Origin of the sequence: Bradyrhizobium sp. S3.3.6 (genome assembly GCF_040546905.1) — a bacterium.
GTDB lineage: Bacteria > Pseudomonadota > Alphaproteobacteria > Rhizobiales > Xanthobacteraceae > Bradyrhizobium > Bradyrhizobium cytisi.
Genome location: NZ_JBEPOT010000003.1, coordinates 620,764 through 643,710 on the forward strand (window position 1 = coordinate 620,764; position 22,947 = coordinate 643,710).

The 22,947-nt window shown below is 65.3% G+C and carries 20 protein-coding genes and 1 pseudogene; 9 read left to right on the forward strand and 12 right to left on the reverse strand.

Features of this window, described 5'->3' with window-relative positions; translation table 11 throughout:
• Window positions 1–48: 48 nt before the first annotated feature.
• The 4 genes from ABID59_RS11755 to ABID59_RS11770 all read right to left on the reverse strand — a co-directional run bounded on the left by ABID59_RS11755 (window position 49) and on the right by ABID59_RS11770 (window position 6,723).
• Window positions 49–1,452, reverse strand: coding sequence for an MATE family efflux transporter (locus ABID59_RS11755; RefSeq protein ID WP_354083486.1), 1,404 nt, complete (start codon window positions 1,450–1,452; stop codon window positions 49–51).
• 53 nt (window positions 1,453–1,505) lie between these two features.
• Window positions 1,506–3,305, reverse strand: a complete 1,800-nt coding sequence (locus tag ABID59_RS11760) for an ABC transporter ATP-binding protein (RefSeq protein WP_354083487.1) — start codon at window positions 3,303–3,305, stop codon at window positions 1,506–1,508.
• 493 nt (window positions 3,306–3,798) lie between these two features.
• Complete coding sequence (locus tag ABID59_RS11765; RefSeq protein ID WP_148754072.1) at window positions 3,799–5,385, reverse strand: DHA2 family efflux MFS transporter permease subunit; 1,587 nt, start codon at window positions 5,383–5,385, stop codon at window positions 3,799–3,801.
• 30 nt (window positions 5,386–5,415) lie between these two features.
• Window positions 5,416–6,723, reverse strand: coding sequence for an HlyD family secretion protein (locus ABID59_RS11770; protein ID WP_148754071.1), 1,308 nt, complete (start codon window positions 6,721–6,723; stop codon window positions 5,416–5,418).
• 195 nt (window positions 6,724–6,918) lie between these two features.
• Between ABID59_RS11770 and ABID59_RS11775 the strand changes: the two genes are divergently transcribed.
• From ABID59_RS11775 to ABID59_RS11785, 3 genes are read left to right on the forward strand one after another with little or no spacing between them, the layout of a single operon-like run.
• Window positions 6,919–7,554: a TetR/AcrR family transcriptional regulator gene (locus tag ABID59_RS11775; protein ID WP_354034297.1), complete on the forward strand. Its 636-nt coding sequence runs from the start codon at window positions 6,919–6,921 to the stop codon at window positions 7,552–7,554.
• A gap of 54 nt (window positions 7,555–7,608) precedes the next feature.
• A complete protein-coding gene (locus ABID59_RS11780; RefSeq protein WP_354083613.1) occupies window positions 7,609–7,953 on the forward strand; it encodes a DUF6665 family protein in 345 nt (114 codons plus the stop codon).
• On the forward strand, window positions 7,950–9,143 hold the full coding sequence (locus ABID59_RS11785; protein WP_354083488.1) for a lanthionine synthetase C family protein: 1,194 nt from the start codon (window positions 7,950–7,952) through the stop codon (window positions 9,141–9,143). The genes ABID59_RS11780 and ABID59_RS11785 overlap by 4 nt, the downstream gene beginning before the upstream one ends.
• Before the next feature lie 110 nt (window positions 9,144–9,253).
• On the opposite strand, the gene ABID59_RS11790 is transcribed toward ABID59_RS11785, so the two are convergent.
• Window positions 9,254–10,453: an extensin-like domain-containing protein gene (locus ABID59_RS11790; RefSeq protein ID WP_354083489.1), complete on the reverse strand. Its 1,200-nt coding sequence runs from the start codon at window positions 10,451–10,453 to the stop codon at window positions 9,254–9,256.
• Between the two features lie 559 nt (window positions 10,454–11,012).
• Between ABID59_RS11790 and ABID59_RS11795 the strand changes: the two genes are divergently transcribed.
• Both ABID59_RS11795 and ABID59_RS11800 read left to right on the forward strand, forming a co-directional pair.
• A complete protein-coding gene (locus ABID59_RS11795) occupies window positions 11,013–11,786 on the forward strand; it encodes a DUF2147 domain-containing protein (RefSeq protein WP_354083490.1) in 774 nt (257 codons plus the stop codon).
• A gap of 187 nt (window positions 11,787–11,973) precedes the next feature.
• On the forward strand, window positions 11,974–13,296 hold the full coding sequence (locus ABID59_RS11800; protein ID WP_354083614.1) for a FecR domain-containing protein: 1,323 nt from the start codon (window positions 11,974–11,976) through the stop codon (window positions 13,294–13,296).
• A gap of 188 nt (window positions 13,297–13,484) precedes the next feature.
• On the opposite strand, the gene ABID59_RS11805 is transcribed toward ABID59_RS11800, so the two are convergent.
• Window positions 13,485–14,048, reverse strand: coding sequence for an NUDIX hydrolase (locus tag ABID59_RS11805; protein ID WP_354083492.1), 564 nt, complete (start codon window positions 14,046–14,048; stop codon window positions 13,485–13,487).
• A 67-nt stretch (window positions 14,049–14,115) separates the two neighbouring features.
• Window positions 14,116–14,979, reverse strand: a complete 864-nt coding sequence (gene asd, locus ABID59_RS11810) for an archaetidylserine decarboxylase (RefSeq protein WP_148750528.1) — start codon at window positions 14,977–14,979, stop codon at window positions 14,116–14,118.
• A 35-nt stretch (window positions 14,980–15,014) separates the two neighbouring features.
• Here asd and ABID59_RS11815 point away from each other — a divergent pair, with 35 nt between their 5' ends.
• Complete coding sequence (locus ABID59_RS11815) at window positions 15,015–16,679, forward strand: aminotransferase class III-fold pyridoxal phosphate-dependent enzyme (RefSeq protein WP_354083493.1); 1,665 nt, start codon at window positions 15,015–15,017, stop codon at window positions 16,677–16,679.
• Between the two features lie 149 nt (window positions 16,680–16,828).
• Here the strand turns inward: ABID59_RS11815 and ABID59_RS11820 are convergent, their stop codons facing one another.
• The 3 genes from ABID59_RS11820 to ABID59_RS11830 all read right to left on the reverse strand — a co-directional run bounded on the left by ABID59_RS11820 (window position 16,829) and on the right by ABID59_RS11830 (window position 19,417).
• Window positions 16,829–17,488 (reverse strand): hypothetical protein, encoded by a 660-nt coding sequence (locus tag ABID59_RS11820; RefSeq protein ID WP_354083495.1) that lies wholly within the window; start codon window positions 17,486–17,488, stop codon window positions 16,829–16,831.
• 153 nt (window positions 17,489–17,641) lie between these two features.
• Window positions 17,642–18,331 (reverse strand): class I SAM-dependent methyltransferase, encoded by a 690-nt coding sequence (locus ABID59_RS11825; RefSeq protein ID WP_148750531.1) that lies wholly within the window; start codon window positions 18,329–18,331, stop codon window positions 17,642–17,644.
• Window positions 18,332–18,364: 33 nt separating this feature from the next.
• Window positions 18,365–19,417 carry a glycosyltransferase family 4 protein gene (locus ABID59_RS11830; protein WP_354083496.1) on the reverse strand — a complete coding sequence of 351 codons (1,053 nt, stop codon included), beginning with the start codon at window positions 19,415–19,417 and terminating at the stop codon, window positions 18,365–18,367.
• A gap of 274 nt (window positions 19,418–19,691) precedes the next feature.
• Between ABID59_RS11830 and ABID59_RS11835 the strand changes: the two are divergent.
• The 3 genes and pseudogenes from ABID59_RS11835 to ABID59_RS11845 all read left to right on the forward strand — a co-directional run bounded on the left by ABID59_RS11835 (window position 19,692) and on the right by ABID59_RS11845 (window position 21,744).
• Window positions 19,692–20,409: pseudogene (locus ABID59_RS11835) on the forward strand (L,D-transpeptidase).
• A gap of 94 nt (window positions 20,410–20,503) precedes the next feature.
• Entirely contained in the window at window positions 20,504–20,926 is a 423-nt protein-coding gene (locus ABID59_RS11840; RefSeq protein ID WP_354034305.1) for a c-type cytochrome, read from the forward strand.
• A gap of 89 nt (window positions 20,927–21,015) precedes the next feature.
• Window positions 21,016–21,744: a dienelactone hydrolase family protein gene (locus ABID59_RS11845; protein WP_354083497.1), complete on the forward strand. Its 729-nt coding sequence runs from the start codon at window positions 21,016–21,018 to the stop codon at window positions 21,742–21,744.
• Between the two features lie 75 nt (window positions 21,745–21,819).
• Here ABID59_RS11845 and ABID59_RS11850 read toward each other — a convergent pair whose 3' ends face one another.
• Both ABID59_RS11850 and ABID59_RS11855 read right to left on the reverse strand, forming a co-directional pair.
• Window positions 21,820–22,107 carry a hypothetical protein gene (locus ABID59_RS11850; RefSeq protein ID WP_354083498.1) on the reverse strand — a complete coding sequence of 96 codons (288 nt, stop codon included), beginning with the start codon at window positions 22,105–22,107 and terminating at the stop codon, window positions 21,820–21,822.
• Window positions 22,104–22,889, reverse strand: a complete 786-nt coding sequence (locus tag ABID59_RS11855) for a DUF899 domain-containing protein (RefSeq protein WP_502916794.1) — start codon at window positions 22,887–22,889, stop codon at window positions 22,104–22,106. The genes ABID59_RS11850 and ABID59_RS11855 overlap by 4 nt, the downstream gene beginning before the upstream one ends.
• Window positions 22,890–22,947 lie beyond the last annotated feature (58 nt).

The following is a 22,947-nucleotide window of genomic DNA, read 5'->3' on the forward strand; positions in this document are numbered from 1 at the left end:
GGCAGCTCGGCAAATAAGCCGGAGCTGCAGGGATGAAGCATGCTGTCGTTACGCGGGCTCGCGTGCAAGCGGCACGACGGGCTCAGGGCTCGCCAGTTCTGCGGCTTTCTCCTTCGAAGGCACCAGCCGCTTCCTGAACTCGCGGCGCAACAACCAAAGGCTCTGGACCGCCTGCAGTGTTGTCGCCGCGTTCGACAGATACCAGACGTACTCGATCCGAAAGCCCGGCCGCGTCGACAGAAAGATCGCCGGCAGGGAATAGGTGAGGACGCGCGTCGCCGAGCTCCACAACACCGGCGTGGTGTTGCCGAGGCCCTGGAACATGCTGGAGCAGGTAAAGATCAAGCCCTGCGCCACCATATTCAGCGAGATCATCTTCAGAAACAGCAGCGCGACGCTCATCGTCTCCGGATCATTCGAGAAGCCGGCGAGCAGCAGTCCGGGCTTGAGCTGTACGAGGATCGTAAGCGTGATCATCACGACGGTCGCGATCAGCGCCGCCTTGACGAAGGTCTCCCGCACCCGCTCGTAATTGCCCGCGCCGAAATTCTGGCCGACAATGGGCCCTGCCGCGAGGGAGACGGCAAGGGCCGGCATCTGGATCAAGCCGACGACGCGCGTCCCGATGCCAAAGCCCGCCTGGGCCGCCGGACCGAGATCGCGTAGCACGTAATAGATTGCGGCCATGAAGATGAAGATCATCACGAACTCGCCGCCCGCAGGCAGGCCGACATTGAGGATCCTTCTCCATTGCCGCAACTGCGGACGCCATTGCGCGGCATGGAAGGCGACGTAGCGCTCCAGCCTGCGAAAATAGTAGAGCAGCATCAGCGCGCCGATGAAGACCGCGATCGTGCTTGCCAGGCCCGCTCCGGCGACACCGAGCGCGTATCCGGTGCCCCAGCCCGAGATCAGGACCGGCGCCAGCGCGATATTGATGATGACGGCAAGCACCTGCACCAGCATGCTCGGCCGCACGATGCCGGTGGCCCGCAGCGCGGCCGCCATCACCTGCGTGACGAATTGCAGCGCCAGCGCCGGCATGAACCAGAGAAAATAGGTGGTGCCGGCGTTGATGGTGGCGTCGTCGGCGGCAATCGCGCGCATATAGGGACGCGCCAGCGCAAAGCCGGCGAGCAGCGTCAACAGCCAGAACAGCACGGACAGGAAGACCGCCTGGTTGAACACGAGATTGGCGTCGTCGCGATCCTTGCGGCCCACGGCATGCGCGACCAGCGCAACCGTGCCGACGCCGAGCATCTGCATCAGCGCGTTGACGAGGAAGCCGGCGTTGCCAGCCGCGGCGACGCCGGCCACGGCCGCATCGCCGAGCCCGGAGACGAAGTACAGGTCGACCAGCTGGCAGATCATGATCGTGATCATGCCGACCACGATCGGCGGCGCCATGCTCACGATGTGGCTCACGATCGAGCCGCGCGTCAGGTCCTTCATCTCATTCCATCCTCGACGACGTGACGGCGGGGCCTTGGCCCTGCCGCCGCGCGTCATTCCGCTGCTGCGATGTGCCCGAGCTCCACCACCTGGCGCTCGAACAGGCTGCGATAGATTCCGCCAGGCTTGCCCGCGAGCATGGCATGCGTGCCCTGCTCGACGATCTCGCCGCGGTCGAACACCAGGATGCGATCGAGGCTGCGAACCGTCGACAGCCGGTGTGCGATCACGATCGAGGTGCGGCCTTTCATCAGCCGCTCCATCGCCTGCTGGATCAGCGCCTCCGATTCCGAATCGAGGCTCGACGTGGCCTCGTCCAGGATCAGCACCGGCGCATCGGCCAGGAAGGCGCGCGCCAGCGCCACGCGCTGCCGCTCGCCGCCCGACAGTTTCACGCCGCGCTCGCCGACCAGCGTGCCGTAGCCCTTCGGCAGGCGCAGGATGAAGTCGTGCGCATTCGCCAGCCGCGCCGCCTGCTCGATCGCCTCGAGGCTGGCACCGGGCCGGCCATAGGCGATGTTCTCGGCGAGCGAGCGGTGAAACAGGATCGGATCCTGCTGCACGATCGCGATCTGGCTGCGCAGCGATTGCTGCGTGGCCAGTGCGATGTCCTGCCCGTCGATCAGCACGCGACCGCCGGTGACGTCGTAGAGCCGCTGCACCAGCTTGACGAACGTCGTCTTGCCGGAGCCGGAGCGGCCGACGAGACCGACGCGCTCGCCGGCGCGGATCCTGACCGACAGCCCGTCATACAGCGGCGCGCGATGGCCGCCATAGTGGAACGTGACGTCGTCGAACACGATCTCGCCGCCTTCGATCGCGATCCGCCGCGCGTCGGCGGCATCGGCGATGCCGATCGGCTCGTCATGGATCGCCACCAGCTCCTCCATGTCGTTGACCGAGCGCTGGAGGTTGTTGATGTGCATGCCGACGTCACGCAGATAGGCGTGGATGACGTAATAGCTCGTCAGCACATAGGTGACGTCGCCGGGCGAGGCATGCCCGTACATCCACAGCAGCACCGCGCCGCCGATCACCGACCCCCGCAGGCATAGCAGCAGGGAGAGCTGCGCCATGGCGGTGTAGTTGTAGCGGAACCAGGTCCGCCGCACCCGCGCACGCCAGCGCTTGACGACGCGCCCAAGCCGCGCATCCTCGCGCGCCTCCGCGCCGAACGATTTCACCACCGCATTGCATGTCAGCGCATCCGCCAGCGTGCCGCCGACCTTGGTGTCCCAGGCATTGGATACACGCGCAGCCGGCGCGATGTAACGCGTCGAGAACAGCACCGTCATCGTGACATAGATGGCCGCACCAAGCGCGATCACCGCGCCGAGCGAGGCCCAGTGCACGCCGAGCAGGATCATCGATCCGATCAGCACCGCCAGCGACGGTAGCAGTGCCAGCAGGATCGTGTCGTTCAGCAAATCGAGCGCCCACATGCCGCGCGTGATCTTGCGCACGGTCGAGCCCGCGAAGGAGTTGGCGTGCCAGTCGGTCGAGAAGCGCTGCACGCGCAGAAATGCGTCCTGCGCCACGTCGGACATGATCTTCAGCGTGAACGGCACGATCACTTGCAGCCCGGTCAGGCGCAACACCATCGACACCGCGCCCAGCACCACGATGCCGCCCAGCGCCACCAGCGCGGCGTGGCGGGCGGCAGGATCCGACGGGCCACGCGTCAGCGCGTCGACCAGCTGTCCTGAAAACACCGGCATGAACAGGTCGGCGACGGTCGCCCCTAACAGACCGACGGCAATGGCAAGCGTGCGCCCCGGCTGATTCAGCCAGTGCCGGAACACGAAGGGCAGGACCACGCGGATAGCCGCGGGCTTTTTTGACAAAGCGGTCATGGCGTCATCCGGCCGCATTGCCGCGGGCCGGCTCCATCGATGGACGCAGGCCAGCCGCGAGGGCCGGGACGGCGTCACTTAAAGCTGAACTTGACTTGGGAAGCGGAGCGATCGGGGCGTCTGGTCGAAACCCTGGCCCAATCGAAGCTGGCGGAAGCGGCCTCTAGCAGGCCGAGAACGTACCGAGCCAGATCATCATCGAGCGCGGAAACGCGATCTGCGAATGCGACGAAATCATGCAAATCTCTCCCCGGTTCGAATGAATGAGGTGCGCTTTATAGATGCACGATTCGCAATTTGCAACGGGCCCTGCGCGAGATCACGCACGAGTGTTGCATTTTGGTGCGCAGCCGCTGCCGCCTCAATCTCCACTGTCATGCCCCGACTTGACCGGGGCTTCCATTACGCCGCGGCTTGTCGGCTCACTCACAGCTCTCTCGGAGTACTGGATCGCCCGGTCAAGCCGGGCGATGACAGCGAGGGCGTGGCGCGGCTAATGCGAGTCGCCGCCGGCACCGAACGGCGAGGCCGGCCTGTTCAACAGCGTGACCAGGACGCTGAGGCTCAGATAGAACAAGGTCAGAATCAGAAACGCATCGCCATAGCTCATCACCACGGCCTGGCGGTGCACGATCTGGCTGAGCTGCTTCATCGCCATCAGCGTCGAGTCCCCAAGCCCCTGAAACTTCTGCTGGAGCATGGTCAGGGTTTCGGTCGCGGTTGCGTTGCCCCAGGTCACGCGCTCCTGCAGACGCGTGATGTGCAGGTCGGCGCGATCGTTGAGCACGGTGTTGATGACGGCAAGCCCGACAGCACCGCCGAGATTGCGCATCAAGTTGAACAGGCCGCTCGCATTCTTCACCTTGTCGGGCGGCAGCGTGCCGAGCGCGATGTTGTTGGTCGGCACCATCGCGAACATCATGCCGATGCCGCGCAGGATCTGCGGGATCAAGAGCTCGTAGAAATCGTAGTCGCGCGTGATCCAGGTCATCTGGTAGGAGCCGATCGCGAACACGATCAGGCCGAACGCGATCATGTAGCGCATGTCGAGGCTCGCCATCAGCCGGCCGACCAGCGGCGCGACCAGGAACATGGTGATGCCCGAGACGAACATGGTCTCGCCGATCATCAGCGCGCTGTAGCCGCGCACCTCGGCGAGATAGCGCGGATAGATGTAGGTCAGGCCGTAGAGGCCGATGCCGATGCAGAATTGCAGCGTGGAGCCGACGGCGAAATTGCGGTTGGTGAAAGCACGCAGATTGACGATCGGCTCGGCCGCCGTGAAGACGCGCACGAAGAAGGCGATCGCCGAGACCGCGCCGATCCAGGCGCAGATCGCCACCGAGGTGTCCTGCAGCCATTCATATTGCGGGCCCTCTTCCAGCACGTATTCCAGCGTGCCGAGGAATCCGGCCATGAAGATCAGGCCCCACCAGTCGAAACGGTCGAGCAATTCGAAGTGCGGCTCGTCGAAATCGACCAGCGCCAGCACGCCGAGGGTGATGCCGATGCCGGGGACGACGTTGATGAAGAACAGCCAGTTCCACGACATCAGATCGGTGATGTAGCCGCCGACCGTCGGTCCGATCGTGGGAGCCAGGGTCGCAACAAGCCCGATGATGGGGCCGACGATGTGGAATTTCGACCGCGGGAACACGGTGTAGGCCGAGGCGAACACCGTCGGGATCATCCCGGCGCCGAGAAAGCCCTGCAGCGTGCGCCAGAGGATCATCTCCTCGATGGTCGTGGCAAAGCCGCAGAGCAGGCTCGAAATCGTGAAGCCGGCCGCCGAGATCGCAAACAGCAGCCGAGTGCCGAAAGCGCGCGACAGGAATCCCGACAGCGGGATCGCGATCACTTCGGCGATCAGATAGGCGGTCTGAACCCAGGAGACCTCGCTCGAGCTCGCCGACAGGCCGGCCTGGATTTCGCTCAAGGACGCCGAGACGATCTGGATGTCCAAGATCGACATGAACATCCCGAACACCATGATGATGAAGGCGATCATCCGCTTCGGCGCAATCCGCTCCGAATCGGCGGCCGCCATCATGGCAGGTGAAGCAGTGGTGGCGTTCGCCATGGTCTGACCTCGCAGCGCCGGGCCGCGCGCTTACTGCGGATGGACCATGGTTGGATCGTCGAGATCGATCTCGCTGTCGGCGTCGGCGGCACCCTTGTTGGTGTCGACCGTCGCGTAGACCGACATGCCGGCGCGGAGCAGGTTCTGCTTGGCAACCGCCTTCGGCACGCGGATGCGGACCGGCACGCGCTGCACGATCTTGGTGAAGTTGCCTGTGGCGTTGTCAGGCGGCAGCAGCGTGAACACCGAGCCGGAGCCCGCCGCGATGCTGTCGACGACGCCGGAGAACTTGCGCATGCCGTAGGCATCGACCTTGATCGTCACCGGCTGTCCGGGACGGATGCGCTTGAGCTGGGTTTCCTTGAAATTGGCGTCGATATAGACGTCGTCGAGCGGCACGACATTGCCGAGGCGCTGGCCGACGGCAACGAAGTCGCCGGCGCTGACGAGGCGGTTGGAGAAGATGCCGTCCACCGGCGCGCGCACCGCGGTGAAGGCGAGATCGCGCTCGGCCTTGGCGAGCGTGGTCTTGAGCTCGGCGAGCTGCGCCTGGGCTTCGGCCTGCTGCGCCTTGGCGACATCGACATTGCTCACCGCAACGTCGTAGGCGGCCTGAGCGGCCTTGACCGCGGCGGCGCCCTGGTCGCGACCGGCCTCCGAGGTTTCGAAGGTCGCGCGCGAGGCAAAGCCCTTGTTGCTCAGCGCCTGCTGGCGCTCATAGTCGAGATCGGCGCGCTTGAGGCCCGCCTCGGCAGAGACGAGCTGCGCCTTGGCCTGCGCGACCTGGCTGTCGAGCGCCGCGACCTGGCGGCCGATGCGGTCGATGGTGGCCTGCTGGGTCGCGATCCGGGTCGCAGCCGCGTCGACCGCGATCTTGTAGTCGCCGTCGTCGATGCGCAGCACGGTATCGCCGGCATGCACCAGCGTGTTGTCTCGGGCCAGGATCGAGGAGATATGGCCGGCCACGCGCGCGCCCAGCATGGTGTTGTTGGCGCGAACATAAGCGTCGTCGGTGGAAACGAAGAAGCGGCCGACCAGCGTGTAGTAGCCGGCATAGCTTGCCGCCGCGAGCGCCAGCACGAGGCCGATGCCCATCATGACGAATTTGCGCTTGCCGGATTTCGGCGCGGCAGCGGCGGGTGCGGTCGGAGCCGGCTTGTCGGTCACGGGCTTCTCCGGCGCCTCGCCGGTGCGGCGCTTGGTTTCTTCAGCCCCATGAGAGCGCAGCTGCTCGGCGAGCACTGCGGACGGCCCGGTCGCAGCTTCACCGTCCGCTGTCGTCGTCTCCACCGCTTCCTGGCGAAGGACGCGCGCAGCCTGGTCTCTCGATGTGGCCATAAAGGCCTCCCCAATAAAAACGCGGCCCGGGGCAGCCGTCGCACGGCCGCTGTCCCGCTCGCCCATCCCGAATATCATTGACCGAACGGTTCGGTCAATATACTTAATGTTCCCGAGCTGACCCTACTGGCCGAATCCTCTATTTGGATTTCATGGACCGAGCACCGACCCAAAACCTTTCGAGACGCTAAACCAATGGTTGCAGCAAACCGCGAACAATTGCACGCCCTCCCGGACGAGGACAGCTCCAAGCGGCGCCAGATCCTTGCCGGCGCCCGCAAGGTGTTCATGGATCTGGGCTTCGACGGGGCCAGCATGGGCGAGATCGCGCGCGCGGCCGGGGTCTCCAAGGGCACGCTCTACGTCTACTTCGCCGACAAGAGTGCGCTGTTCGAAGCGATCCTCGAGGAGGAAGCGCTCCAGCACGGCCAGGTCGTGTTCAATTTCGACCCCGCGCGCGACGCCGAGACCACGCTGAGGGATTTCGGCGCGGCCTATCTTCATCTGCTCTGCCGGCCCGGCGGCGGATCGGCGATCCGCACCGTGATGGCGATTGCCGAACGCATGCCCGACGTCGGCCGACGCTATTATTTCCGGGTGCTGGACAAGACCATCGGCCGGCTATCCGAATATCTCAAAGCCCATGTCGCCCCCGGCGATCTCGCGATCGATGATTGCGACCTTGCCGCCTCGCAGTTCATGGAACTGTGCAAGGCCTCACTCTTTCTGCCTTTCGTCTTCCAGGCCGCGCCGCCGCCGTCGGAACAGCGCATGATGGAAGTGATCGACAGCGCGACGCGGATGTTCCTGGCCGCGTACAAGGCGAAGTAGCGGCGGCAGGCCACGCGTTGCGCATGCGGTTCGCGCTGCATTATATTGAACGCCATGTCCCGTGATCTTCGCCCGCCGGTCGATATCCTCCATTATGAGATCGTCCAGGAACAGGCCTCAGCGCTTGGACGAATGGGCCGCACGCTCGAACAGGCCCTCGCGGAATTGCGCGCATTCGATGCCACGCACGCGCGCCCGGAGATACCGGCCTCGCTGCAGCCGGCCCGGCGCAAGCTGGTGATGGCCGCCGGCCAGGCGCTCTGGATGTTCGTGGTGCAACGTGAAGCGACCGGCCTGCGCGACAGCCGCCACATCATGCGGACCTACAACGTCCCGGCCGAGGTGCAGCTATGCATGGGGTTGGCGCCGTCGACGGATGTCGGAAAACGCAGGTCATGATCACCGCCGGTCGCCACCGCGCACTTGTGCAAGATGCCTGGAGCGAGCTGGCCGTCCGCACCGCGATTGCAGATATCGTTGCCGATGCCATCGCTGATTTCGATCCCGAGACGTTTTGGCCCGGTCACCCCGGCGACGACGGGGTGGGAGACGGCAACCCCAGCTTCTACTTTGGCGCGGCCGGGGTCATCTGGGCGCTCGATTATTTGCATCGTGTCGGCGCCAGCCCTGCCGCAAAGGACTTTCGTGCGGTCCTGCCAAAACTCCTCGAACGGACAACCGCAGGGTTTGAGAGGGTTTCGCCGGCCGGCTATGCCAAGCACGGCTCGCTGCTATTTGGCGACATGGGAGCCGCACTTCTCGCCATGCGCCTTGATCCCACGCCAGGCTTGGCCGATCTCGTCCATGCGCGCGCCGAAGCCAATACCGAACTCCCGATCCGTGAACTGATGTGGGGCATGCCCGGATCCATGCTGGCTGCGATCCACATGGCCGAGATGACACGGGAGCCGCGATGGCGTGGCCTGTTCGAAACGCAAGCGGCCCGGCTGTTGGATGATCTGGAGGAAACGCCGCAAGGGCGGCTCTGGACCCAGGATCTGTACGGCGCCAAGGACCGCTGGCTCGGGCCTGTGCATGGCTTCGCCGGCAACATCATCCCGTTGCTGCGTGGATGGGACTGGTTGACGCCGGCACAGCAGGCGCAATTGGCCGATGTTGTGCCGCAGACCTTGGCCGCGAATGCTTGGTCGTCCGAGCTCGGAACCAATTGGGGCGCGAGAAGCAAGCGCGAGACGCCACCGACTTTGTGTCAGCACTGCCACGGCGCCCCCGGCATGGTGACGACATTTGCCGACGCGCCGTTCGCGACGCCGGACTTTGACGTACTTCTGCTGGATGCCGGCCGGTTGGCCTGGACCGCCGGACCGCTGACCAAGGGTTCGAACCTGTGCCACGGCACCGGCGGGAACGGCTACGCATTCCTCAAGCTTTACCGCCGCACGAACGATCCGGTCTGGCTCGACCGTGCACGCCAATTCGCCATGACGGCCATTGTGCAATATCGCGGCGCCAAGACCGTCGTTGACCGCGGACGCTATTCGCTTTGGACCGGCGACGTCGGCCTGGCGATCTACCTCTGGGACTGTATCACCGCGGAGCCGCGCTTCCCGACAGTCGACGTGTTCTGACCCGAAGTGTGGTCGCTCGCGGTGCAGGGCTACGCCCCGGCGGGATCGATTGCACCTGCGGATGCGTGAGATAGCCGACGATGTCGGCGGGCATTCTGGAATGTGTCCGTCTAATCGTCCGAGAACTCGTCTTCCTCGTTGATCTTCTCGTGCTTGCTCTTGCGCGCACCGAGCGCGCCGGTCACGGAGGGATCGCGATTGCTCGCATACGGATTGCGCCGCTGCGCCCGCGCGGCGACCTCTTCGCCGGAGACTGCGGCCGGCTGGCAGATCAGGCGGCGGCTGGCGCGGCGCATCAGGTCGACGTGGATGTGATCGTAGTGATAGACGTTCGAGCCCGGCGCGAGCACGGTGGTGAAATGCGCGCACGCGCCGGATTGTACGTCGCGCAAGAATCCCTGCTCTTCCGGCATGCCGCGCCAGCCGTCCTTCACGCTGATGCGGCGGCCATCGGCGAGCACGAAGGCGGCGACGTCGAGCGCATTGCCGAAGGCGTGCTCGGAGATATGGGCGCTCGGGTTACCGTTCATGCCGCGGCAGGAATAGGCGGAGATCTGCTTGATCTCGACCACGCGGGCGCCGAACCAGCGCATCGCCGAAGGCTGCACGCTGTCGGCAAACCAGCGGTCGAGCTCGGAGACGATCGGACAGGCCAGCGTCGCCGGCGGCTTCACCGCGACCGGACCGACCGCGGTGACGGGATTGCCCTGCGCCGGACCGAGACGCGGCAGCGGCTGCTGTGCGGGGGCCTGCGAATAAGGCGCCGGACCGGGCTGCCGCGCCGGATAGCTCGGCGCATTCATGTAGCGCGCGGCACCCGCGGCGTCGGTGCCCTCGGGCGGCAGGTCGATCTCGTCTTCCTGCGGCGCCACGCCGGGCGCGCTGAGCGACACCGGGCCGGAGGACGCGCCATAGCCGGAGGGCTGGCGCACCGCGTTCTCGGGATAGTTCGACCGCTGCGGATAGCCAGCCGCCGGATAATTCGATTGCGGCTGCGTCACCGGCCAGCGCGGCTGGTTGCCGACATTGCCGGGCGGGCGCAGCTCCTCATCGGCGAAACCGTAGCTGCTCGCCCCCTCGCCGATGGCGGCGACCTTCAGCGGAAACTCGGCGCCGCACATGCCGGGGCCGGAGATCGGCTCGATCCGGACGATGTCGGCGCTCTCTTTCACGGCGCCCGATTTCAGGCACGCCGCTTCTGCCTCGGCCCGCCACGGTTCGCGTTCGGCCTGGAACAAGCCGCGTCCGCAACCCGCGAGCGAAACAAGGACGATGGAGCCGACGAGATACAAACGAACTCCGCGCGTCATGCGCGCACGTTCGGTGAATTTACTTAAAGACTCTTCAACGTGTCGATTTCAGCTTTCCTTTACCATGACGCGTCCGCGGCCGCAGGCGAACGACAACGAGGCTGACTTTTTTCGGCGGTGAGTTTTTGTTAACCATAATGATTGCGCGCGAGGCGGCGCGCAGAGGGAGCGAGCCCAAGCGGGATCTCAGGAGCAACGTCATGACGTTCGTCGGGAGACTGAGCGTTGTCACCGCGTACCTTGCCATGGCCTTTGTCGGCGCCATCGTGCTCGGCATGATCTAGCAGCGTCCACCGACCGCATCACGGGCCTGCCCGGCTGAAGCCAGATTGTCTGGCCGCCGGGCGTTTTGCGTTGCTCAGAAATTCGAACGGTTCGATCCGGTGATGCCACCAGTCTTGAAATCGCGCTGCAGATCAGCAGCGTTGCGCTGTCTCACCCAGGCAGCCGTTGTGAGGTCCATCACAGATGGGCGGAGGCATTGGGCATAGGGTCGAACCACATCCGGTCCACGACAGACTTCAGTCCATATCGGGACCACGCCATTTCGGAGGTTGTCATGAACAAGCTCACCATCGCCGCCACCGCCGTCTTCCTCGCATCAACTGCCGTCGCACATGCCGGCAATTCGCTCTCGTTCCAGATCGAAGGCCAGCGCATCCGCATCGAGACGCCGCGCAACTGCGCCTCGCTCGATTGCGTCACCATCGTGGCGCCGGGCCTGTCGAACAAGCCGATCAAGCTGAATGACATCAACCTCAACGGCTTTGGCGGCTCCAAGGACGATGACGACACCACGCCGTCGACGACGACCGCGCAGCCCGCGCCGGCTCCGGTGCAGCAGCAGCCCGTGGCGCCCGCGCCGATGCAGGCCACCGCGCCAGTCGCACCCGCTGCCGCTGCCCCCGCCACGACCGTTGCCACCGCGCCATCTGTCGACACGACCACGCAGCCTGCGCCGGGTGCCGCTCCTGCTCCGGTCGCCGCTGCTCCCGCTTATGCGCCGGCTCCGGCACCTGCTCCGGCTCCCGTCGCGCCCGTGCAGGCCGCGAACACGCCGCTCGGCGTGTGGGCGACCGAAGAGAACAAGGGCAACGTCCGCGTCGAGCAGTGCGGCACCAACCTCTGCGGCTATGCCGAGAAGAGCAATGAGCGGATCCTGATCAACATGAAGCCCGACGGCGCCAAGTGGAGCGGCCGCATCCACGATCCCGACTCCGGCCGCAACTACGACTCGACGATCGCGATGAAGGGTCCCAACGCGATGCGTGTGCAGGGCTGCGCCTTCGGCGGCATGTTCTGCGGCGGCCAGACCTGGAAGCGGGTGGGCTGACGCCGACGGCCTCGCCGCCGGCAAACGTTCTTGTTCCCAAGATGGCGCCACGTCCCTGACACCGGGACGTGGCGTTTGAACGTTCGCCCGTCCCGTGCAACAGACGTTCATCCGCCATTCAGCCAGTTCCGGCTGATATCGGCCGATCTCGCCTCTTGTTCTCACCGGGACCTCATTCGTGACTTTGATGGTGGCTTGGCGCCGCGTCGTGCTTGCTTTGCCGCTGCTGGCGCTGCCGCTGGCCGGCGCCGACAGGGCGTGCGCATCCGACGCAATCGAGCTCGCGCAAGCCCAGGCACAAGCGCAGCCGCAGGCACAACCGGCGCCTGCCCCCTCCCCCACGCCATCGGCCTCGCCTGCGCCGGCCGGCGATGCGCAGCCCGCCACTGTGGAGCCGATCGGCAACGTCGCGACGGTGACGGGGATCGCGACCGTGATCCGCGACAAGAACTCCTATCCGCTGAAGGTGCGCGACGACATTTATCTCAACGACGTCGTGCAGACGTCCTCGAACTCCTCGCTCGGCATCACCTTCAACGACGCAACCACGTTCAATCTCTCCGCCGGCTCAAAGATCACCATCGACAATTACGTCTATGAGGACGGCGGCAAGCAGAACTCGGCGATCTACGACATCGGCAAGGGCACGGTCGCCTTCGTCGCGGCGGCGGTGGCGAAGACCGGCGACATGAAGATCGCAACGCCGACTGCAACGCTCGGCATTCGCGGCACCACCGGCGTGGTCGACGTGCCTGAGAACGCGACCGCGAACACTGCGAATAACGTCAACATCAAACTCTATCCCGACGCCGACGGCCGGGTCGGCCATATCGATGTCAACGACCGCACCAGCGGCACGCGGCTCGGCGCGCTGACGCAAGCCGCGAGCGGCTTTGCGATCCGGCCGGGTGCGGCCGGCCGGGGCGGCATGCGCTTTGCCGCGGTGCCGATCACGATCCCACCGCAGCAGATCGCGCGCGACCGCGGCTTCGTCAGCCAGGTGCACGCGGCGCAGACCACCGGCCGCCAGATCGTCACCGAGCAGCGCGACTTCCGCCGCGCCAATCCGGCCGCGATCAGCCGCATTCCGCGACCGGCGCAGCCGCCGCAGCAACAGCAATTGCGTCCGAACACGGCGCCGAACCAGCAGCCGCAGCGGCCGAACGGCCAGCCCGGTCAGAACAACCGTCCGGGCACGCAACAGCCGCAGCGTCCGGGACAAGGCGGCGCGACCCAGCCGCGTCCCGGACAAGGCACGCAGCCCGGCGGCGCGCCGCAGACGCAGCCACAGCGCAGCGGACAATCTCCGCGAGCGCCCGGCGCGATCGCGCCCCGGCCGGGCACGACGCCACAGCCGCAAACGCCGCGCACCGGATTGCAGCCCGGCATGCAGCCGCAACAAGGCGCGGCACCGCGCCAGCCCGGCCTGCAGCAGCACCTGCCCGCCGCGCAACGCCCCGCAGCGCCGCGCAAGCCTGCGCAGGCACCGAAGGAAAAGAGGAAGCGGTGACCTTTCTTCCTTCTCCCCTTGTGGGAGAAGGTGGCGCGCAGCGCCGGATGAGGGGTTCTATCCGCGCACACGACTGGCAGAGACGCACGCGGAGAGAGACCCCTCACCCGGCTTTGCTTCGCAAAGCCACCCTCTCCCACAAGGGGCGAGGGTGCACCGTCAACGCCGGGCGAGCTGAAGAGAAGCGCTCACGCCTCGCCGCGCAGCCAGGCCCGCACCTTTTGCAGCAGGCCCTGACGCAGCTCATCGACGGAGGCAGCCTCGGCGGGCGTCAGGGTCTGCAAGGCCCCGTCGATATCGTCGGCCGCGAGCGTCGGCTCCGGCGCGGGTGACGATGCGAGGCCGGCCGCGGCGATCGCGATCGGGCCAACCTGGGTGAGGAAGGCGCGCTCGTATTCGCGCGACAGGCGCGCGAGCGCGTCGTCCAGCGTCAGCCAGTCGACGGCCTTGATGTCGTTCATGAGCTTGCGGACGGGACCGGCCCCGGCCTCCATCCGCCAGAAATGCACGATCTTGATGGGGCCGCCGGACTGGTAGGCGATCGTGCCCAGAAACTCTTGCACGACCACGTCGTGGCCGGTCTCCTCCAACACCTCGCGATGCGCGGCTTGCTTCGGCGTCTCGCCATCGTCGAGCTTGCCCTTGGGCAAAACCCATTCATTGCGCTTGCGTTGGCGCACAACCGCAATCAGCGGCGTGTCGCCACGCCGCAGCACAATACCACCCGCCGCCATCACCGGCGCCCGCGCCATCACAAGATCCGTGTCGATCGAATTGTCCCAGCGGACGATATAGGCGGCCGAGACGGCGGATTGAAGGCTAGTTTTTCCTTAGCAGCGCTTGACCGGCGCGGATGCGCGTCCCCTCAGTGATACCGTCGCAGAACGAAAAATCACCGGGCGCCAGGATGATGATGGTCGACCCGTGCTCGAACCAGCCGAGCTCCTCGCCCTTGGTCACACTGACGTCGCAGGGGAAGTTGACGGGACCGCGTGTCTGCGCATTCAGCACCATGTCGAGGAAATGCAAGCGGATGCTGGCGACCAGGATCGCGGCGACCGGCACCAGCGTCACGGCCTCGCCGGTCGACAAATGCGTGCGGATCACCGCGCGCTCGTTCTTGCAAAACAGCCGCTCGACCCGCTTCAGCGCGATCGGGTTGACGTTCCAGACGTCGCCATGGATCAGCGTGACGCGCTCGATATGCGCATCGAACGGTGCGTGGAAGCGGTGATACATGCTCGAGGTCAGCCGCAGCGTCACGAAGCTTCCGTTGCGGTGCTGCTCGACCAGCGCGGGATCGCCAAGCAGGTCGAGCAGCGAATAGGGCGCGCCCTTGACCTGGAACAGCTCGGTGTCGGCGATACGGCCATGGGCGCCGACAATGCCGTCCGAGGGACTGGCGACCACCGACGGATCCGGATCAAACGGCCGTAGGCCCGGCTTGAGCTCACGGGTGAAGCAGTCGTGCAGACTGCTGAAACGGTCTTTCTTCGCCTCCGACAGATCGAGGTCGGAGAACAGCTTCCACAGCGCGATGGAGCCGTCCCGCACCAGCGGGTTCTCGATCTTGGAGAACCACCCCATGAAGCGGGTCAAGCCTGCGCGGGGGATGCGGTTGGTCAACAGGAAGTTGAGGTCTTCCTGCTGGGTGAAAGAGGCGATGAGGGCTTTGACTGTCATGAATCTGTCAGCTCGCAGTATTAGCGCTTGTTGTCATGGAAACGACACTCCCGATTCTCTCATTTTCCGTGGCCGCCGCAGCGTCCGCTGCCGCCGCCTTCCCGAAGCTGAAGGCGCGGATCGAACTGTCCCGCGCCAAGCACCGCTCGCTCGCCGGGCACTCCAAGATGTCGCGCCGGGTGGCAAAGCTGCTGCCGTTCTACGAGTTCGAGGGTGACAAGTATTTCGGCTGCGACGGCGCGCCTGACAATGTGGTGATGCAGCGCAAGGAGGCCTTCTTCCGCCTCGCAGCTCTCTACGCCGATCGCTACCCCAAGGGCCGCGCGATGACGAAGGAAGCGGCCGAGACGATCTCCGACCTGCATTTCACTGAAACCTACCGCGTGCCGTTCCAGTTCTCGCGTCTCGTCCGCGAGCATCTCGGCACCTCGACCTTCATGGAATCGTCGAGCGGCGTTACCGTCACGGATGTCGACGGCAACACCTCCTACGACCTCACCGGGTCCTATGGCGTCAACATCTTCGGCAACGACTTCTACAAGGAATGCATCGAGGGCTCCGAGAAGCGGGCGCACGCGCTCGGCCCGGTGCTCGGCCCCTATCATCCCGTCATCCTCGAGAACGTGCAGCGGCTCTGCCGGATCTCGGGCCTCGACGAAGTCTCGTTCCACATGTCCGGCACCGAAGCGGTGATGCAGGCGGTGCGGCTCGCGCGCTACCATACCAGGCGCACGCATCTGGTTCGCTTCGCCGGCGCCTATCACGGCTGGTGGGGCGACGTGCAGCCCGGCGTCGGCAATCCGATCAATGCGCACGAGACCTACACCCTCGCCGAAATGTCGGAGAAGACGCTGCATGTGCTGCGCACGCGCAAGGACATCGCCTGCGTGCTGGTCAATCCGCTGCAGGGGCTGCATCCAAACGGCAACGCGCCCGGCGATTCCTCGCTGGTCGACAGTTCCCGCGGCGGCAATTTCGACCGCGCGGCCTACACCGAATGGCTGAAGCAGCTGCGCGAGGTCTGCACCGAGCGCGGCATCGTGCTGATCTTCGACGAGGTCTTCGTCGGCTTCCGTCTTGCCGCCGGCGGCGCCCAGGAATATTTTGGCGTCAAGGCCGACATGGTGACCTACGGCAAGAGCCTCGCCGGCGGCCTTCCGGTCGGCGTGGTCTGCGGCAGACGCGAGCTGATGCGCCGCTTCCGCGACGACCGTCCCGCCGACATCTGCTTCGCCCGCGGCACCTTCAACTCGCATCCCTATGTCATGACGGCGATGGACGAGTTTCTGAGCCGGCTCGCCAGCCCGAACTTCCGCGCCATCTATGACGGGCTGGACGCGACCTGGAACGGCCGCGCGCAAAAACTCAACCAGATGATGACCGACGCCAAGCTGCCGGTGCAGTTCGCAAACTTCTCGTCGATCTGGACGGTGAAATACACCACCCCGTCCCGCTACAACTGGATGCTGCAATATTACCTTCGCGCCGAAGGCCTGTCGCTGAGCTGGGTCGGTACCGGCCGGCTGATCTTCAGCCTGAACTACACCGATGCCGACTTCACTGAGGTCGCCGACCGCTTCGTCCGCGCCGCCGGGAAGATGAAGGCCGACGGCTTCTGGTGGCACGATGGCGCGCTCACCAACAAGAACATCAAGCGGCAGATCCTGAAAGAGATGCTGGCCAAGCGCTTCGGGCGCTGAGGCTAGTTCCTCCAACGCCGTCATGGCCGGGCTTGTCCCGGCCATCCACGCCCTTCTGCACGAAACTTCCAAGACGTGGATGCCCGGGACGAGCCCGGGCATGACGTAACCATCAGACATCGGAGTGGTGGTCAGTGTGCGCAGCGCGTTCAGGCGTGCTGCTCTTCGAGCGTGGGCTCGGAGATGAGGCCCAGCGTGTGCTCGGGGTTGAGGTGCAGGCCGGGGTCCATCAGTTCGCCGCGCATCAAGGCGAGCGGGGCGCTGCGATAGAGCATCAAATCGTGGAAGGGGTCGGTCAGGATCTTGGTCATCCAGACCAGGCCGGTCTCGACGTCGCGGATGAAGAACAGGTGCACGGTGCGGAACAGGAGACCGCCGCCGCCGATCACGAGCCAGATCTTGGCGACCTGCCGCATGAAATCGGTCGCGCTCGCCCAGGGGGTAAACAGGCCGAACAGCGTGGGGTCGACGAACAGCACTAGCGGGGATGCCGCCCAGATCGCCATCAGCACCACCTTGCGCTGAAGGTTGTAGCCGACCTTAATGTCTTCCTTGTACTCATGCGTCGCCTGGTTGATGTGGTCGTAATCATGCGGCTCGAAGAAGAAGTGACCGGCCTGGCGCGAGGTCATCGAGACCAGCCAGCCGACCAGCGCCGAGATCATGGGATCGACGAACAGCCAGAGATAGGCAAAGAGAAAGCTCAGCGCGCTGACGAAGTGCAGGCTCTGATTGATGCGGCTGTGGTGATAGTAGCGATGGTCGTCCCAGCGCTGGATCCGCAGCTGCTCGATATAATTCTTGATCATGCTCTCCCCCAAAATGCTTTCGGGTTCAGGATTTAAAGGGATTCGATGTAGGCCGTGTGACATCATGATTTTGTCATGTGACGATGCAGCGACGCGATGACGCACGCGAACGCGTGAGCGGCGGATCGCGCCGCCGCCCTGACGCAGCCTTGCTCAGGCTGCCTTGGCGACGTCGACCTTGCGGAAGCGCACCAGCGAGAAATGACCGAGCGGCGGAATCAGGCGGCGCTCGGCAAGCTCGATGCCCTTGGCGCCGGCAAGCCACTTGGCATAACGCGACCAGGCGAACTCGGCGGTGCGGAAGCCGAGCGGACGCACCACCGGCTGGAGCTTCTGCTCGATGAATCGGCGCATGCCGGTATCGGCGCTGACGCGGGTGAGGATGATCAGCTCGCCGCCCGGACGCAGCACGCGGGCGAATTCATCGAGCGCGACTTCCGGATTCGGCACTGCGGTGACGACATACTGCGCCATCACGACGTCGAAGGAATTGTCGGGGAATTCGAGCTTCTCGGCGTCCATCACCGCGAGGCCTTCGACGTTCTTCAGGTTGCCCTCGGTGACGCGCTGGCGTGCCTTGTCGAGCATCGCTTCCGAAATGTCGGTGCCGAAGATGCGCAAGTTCGGGGCATAAAGCGGCAGCGAAATGCCGGTGCCGACGCCGACCTCGAGCACGCGGCCGCCGATCTTGTTGGTGGCTGCGATCGCGGCCTGACGGCCCTTGGCGAACACGCCGCCGAACACGAGATCGTAGACCGGCGCCCAGCGATCATAGGCCTGCTCGACCGTGCCGCGGGTGAGGTCGAGCTGCTGGGTGCCGTCAAGGTTCATGATCTTAGCCATCGATGAGGTTCTCGCTGTGGGTCAAAATATGGATCAGCCGCGCACCGGCCGCCGCGCCATGCGAGGCGAGGCGCGCAGGATGCGGCTGGGCTGGAGTGAGGTGAGATTGCCGACGAACTGGCGCGCGCTGTTCTCCCAGGAACGCTCCAGCGCGAAGTTGCGGCAGGTCTCGCGCGACATGGTGAGTGCGCGCAAGCAGGCGGCGCGCAGATCGTTGTCGATCGCGCCGATCGGATGATCGGCGATGACGTCCTTCGGTCCCGTCACCGGAAACGCCGCAACCGGCGTGCCGCAGGCGAGCGCTTCGAGCTGCACCACGCCGAACGTGTCGGTGAGACTCGGGAACACGAAGACGTCGGCGGCGGCGAGATGCGCGGTCAGATCCGCGCCCTTCTTCTCACCGAGGAAGACGACATCAGGATATTTCTTCTCGAGCGCCGCCTTCTGCGGGCCGTCGCCGACGACGACCTTGGTGCCGGGCAGATCGAGCGCGAGGAACGCCTCGAGATTCTTCTCCACCGCAACGCGGCCCATGGTCATGAAGATCCGGCCCGGCAGGTCGAGCCTGGCCGGAGCGTCCGGATGAAACAGCTCGGTGTTGACGCCGCGCCCCCAGAAGCCGAGCCGCTTGAAGCCGCGCCCCGACAGCTCCTGCCGCAGCGACGGCGTCGCCACCATGGTCATGGCGGCGGCATCGTGGAAGTGGCGCAGCACGGCATAGCCGACGGCGTCCGGGATGCCGGTCCGCACCGAGACGTATTCCGGAAAACGCGTCGTGTAGGACGTGGTGAAGGCGAGACCGTTGCGGCGGCAATAGGCGCGCGCCGCCCAGCCGATCGGGCCTTCGGTTGCGATATGCAGCGCTTCGGGCGCGGCCTTCTCGATTCGCCGCGCGATCTCCTTGCCCGTCGGTAGCGCGATGCGCAGGCCCGGATAGGTCGGCAGCGGCCACGACCGGAAGCCGTCCGGCGTCAGGAAGTCGATCTCGACGTCGAGGGCCTTGGCGGCGGCCGCCAGCGAGGTCAGCGTCCGGACCACACCGTTGACCTGCGGATGCCAGGCGTCAGTCGCGATTAATACCCGCATGGGGAAATCCCGAGAGTTTGATGATTCTCGGCTTAGGACCATCAACCACGGATATTTCAGGCGTGTGACGTCACATAAGTGTCGGCGCGCTGTTTTGTTCGTTAACAGCCCGGCCGGGCCACGAAACTGTCATGAAACAATCCTTGCCGCGACGAAACCGTTTTCGGTTTTCCGTGCAAACGTCCCGAAACTTCTTGTCGTTAGTGATTGACGCAACGGAGCACCGAAACGGTGCCGGGGTGACCAAGAAACACCACGCAGACAGGGGCGACCAATGTTCAATCTGGACACGTTCAAGACGTTTTCGCGCGCCGTTGCCGTCAGTGCAGTGGCTGTGACCGCAATCGCATTTGCCGGCCCCGCCAAAGCCGCGCCCGTGCAGCTCTTCCCGTTCTTCCAGCCGCTGCCGACGATGACTGCGCCGCAGCCGCTTCAGCCGTACCAGCCCTATCAGGCGCCGACCTATCAGACCGCACCGTCCGAGGATCAGGACGCGGTCGAGACGCCGGCCCGCTTCCGCCGCCAGACCGTCAGCTACGCAACACGTGAAGCCCCGGGCACCATCATCATCGATACGCCCAACACCTATCTTTATTACGTGCTCGGCAACGGCCAGGCGATCCGCTACGGCATCGGCGTGGGCCGCGATGGTTTCACCTGGTCCGGCACGCAGTCGGTGACCAAGAAAGCCGAGTGGCCGGACTGGACGCCGCCGCCGGAAATGATTCAGCGCCAGCCCTATCTGCCGCGCCACATGGCCGGCGGCCCCGGCAACCCGCTCGGCGCCCGCGCCATGTATCTCGGCGGCACCGTCTACCGCATCCACGGCACCAACGCCCCCGACACGATCGGCAAGCACGTCTCCTCCGGCTGCATCCGCCTGACCAACGACGACGTCTCCGACCTCTACGCCCGCGTCAACGTCGGCACCAAGGTGATCGTGCTGCCGATGACCGAGCGGAGAGCGGAGCTTCGGTAGCGCCACGCGGTAAGCGACAGGACATTGTGACGCAAACGGCCCCGGAACTGACCGGGGCCGTTTTCGTTTGCAACGAGCACGCCTGGTCACCCCAAGTGGAGGCGCAGATGCAATCACGCCTGCAGACATCGCGCGACACATGGCTGCCCCCGATCGCCGCCGTGGGAGCATTGACGCTGCTCCTCTCCGCGTCCTCCTCGCTCGCGCAACAGCCGGCGAGCGATGATGCAGCCCAACAGGCTTTCAACAATTCCTGCCGCACCTGCCATTCGGTGAAGGAAGGCGACAATCGCCTCGGTCCCAACCTCAACAAGATCATCGGACGCAAGGCCGGTTCGCTGCCGAACTACAACTACTCTCCGTCGATGAAGGAAGCCGGCTTCGTCTGGGACCAGGACAAACTCGTCCGTTTCATGGTCAAGCCGGACGAGGTCGTCCCGGGCAACAAGATGCAGCCCTATGGCGGCGTCTCGCCTGACGAAGCGGCCAAGGTGGTTTCCTATCTGCAGTCGGCGTCGGACTCACGCTAAAGATCCGATCGGCGGGTCCGCCGCGGCCGCAACCGACAATTGCCTCGCCACGGTCAGCGTGATTTGTTGGGTCGACGAGGAATAATGGGATGAACAAGAGCACTCTCGAATACCGTGACAGTGTTGCCGAGCTTCGCGGCGTCTTGGTCGCTGATGGTTCACCTGCCGCGAAGCGCCCCGGCATAATCCTGTTCCCCGACGCGCGCGGCATCGGCACGCATGCGACTGCGCAGGCGGAACAATTGGCGAGGCTCGGCTTCGTCGTGCTCGTGGCCGATCTCTATGGCGGCGGCAAAACGGCGCCCGACGTGCCGCAGGCGATCGTACTCATGAATGCGTTGCGTGCCGACACCACGCGCTGGCGCGAACGCGCAGACGCCGCGCGTCTGGCGCTGATGCAGCAGACGACGGTCGATGCAGGAAAGCTCGCAGCCATCGGATATTGCTTCGGCGGCACGACGGCCCTCGAGCTGGCGCGGACCGGCGCCGATCTTGCAGCCGTCGTGAGCTTTCACGGCGGGCTCGCCAGCGAACGGCCCGAAGACGCGGCCAACATCAGGGGCTCGGTGCTGGTCTGTCACGGCGCGGCCGACGCACTGGTGTCGCCGACGCAGCTCGCGAGCTTCGAAGACATCATGAGCAGGACATCCGTGGACTGGCAGGTCCATGTCCATGGCGGCGCCGCACACGGCTTCACCAATCCCGAGCTCATAGACATGGCGCTTCCGAACCATGCCTATCACGAGGCCGCCGACCGGCGCTCCTGGGCTGCCATGCTCGGCCTGTTCGAGGACGTCTTTGGGATGAGGCTGCGCTAGACGATCCCGATGGACATCGACCGGATATGACAGCCGCTCCCGCCGCCGACCTCGCGATCAGACGGCGTCCGGCACTTACCCGACGGCGCCCCGCCGCCCCGAGATCAGTCTCAGCCACGCCGCCGCGTGAAACGCGCTCATCAGCAGATACATCGGCACCATCCCGCCGAGCATCGGGCCGTGCCCGGCGGCGCAGAGCATGTCCGCCGGACCACCGCCGAGAACCGCCGTCAGCAGGGCCATGACCGCGAAGGTCGGGGTAGCCGCAAGACCCAGCCATCTGGCGAGGTGGGATGCGGCCACCACCTCTCCGCCAGCACGGCCGGCGTCGGCAGCCGCGCCGGCGGGATGGGCCTCGGTCACTGCGCGCCCTTCTCGCGAAGCGCCTTTTCTCCGGCATCGGACACCTCGACCCACTTCTTGTCGGGCGCGCTACCGTCCTCGTAGCTGTCGTGCCAGTTCCACCATTTGTAGGTCGGCGTCTGCGGATAGCCGGCCGGCGAATCCTCCCAGACCTCCTGGCGGCCGAGCGGGGTGATGTCGAGGTAGTTCCAGGTGCCGCCCATCTGCTCGTCGCCGCGGCTCTTGATCAGATAGGTACGGAAGATCCGCCCGCCGTCGCGGTAGAACACGTTGGTCCCGTGCCATTCGCCGACACCGAAATCGGCATCAAAACTGTCGGTGATGGTGACCCACGGGATGTTCCAGCCCATCCGCGCCTTCAGCCGCGCGATATCCGGCTGCGGGGCGCGCGAGGCGAACACCAGCGTGGTGTCGCGGGCGTTCAAATGCGCGACATGGGCGACCTGGTCGGCCACCATGGAGCAGCCGCGGCAGGCATGGTCGGGCCAGCCGAACACGCCCGGCTCGAAGAAGGCCCGGTAGAGAATGAGCTGCTTTCGGCCCTGGAACAGATCGAGCAGACTGGCCTTGCCCGAAGGCGTCTCGAATGCGTAGGCTTTGTCGACTTCCATCCACGGCATGCGCCGGCGTTCGGCGGCGAGTGCGTCGCGGGCGCGGGTATGCGCCTTTTCCTTCACGAGCAGTTGCTGACGGGCTGCCTCCCAGTCCTGCGGCGACACCACTGGCGGTGTTTGCATGGCGGGCTGTCCGTTGGTTCCTGCTTTTTCTGCTGATGTCATCATGGCTCTCCAAACTTCTTGCTCACCGCACATTGTCGGCCGTCAACGATTTCTGGCACCG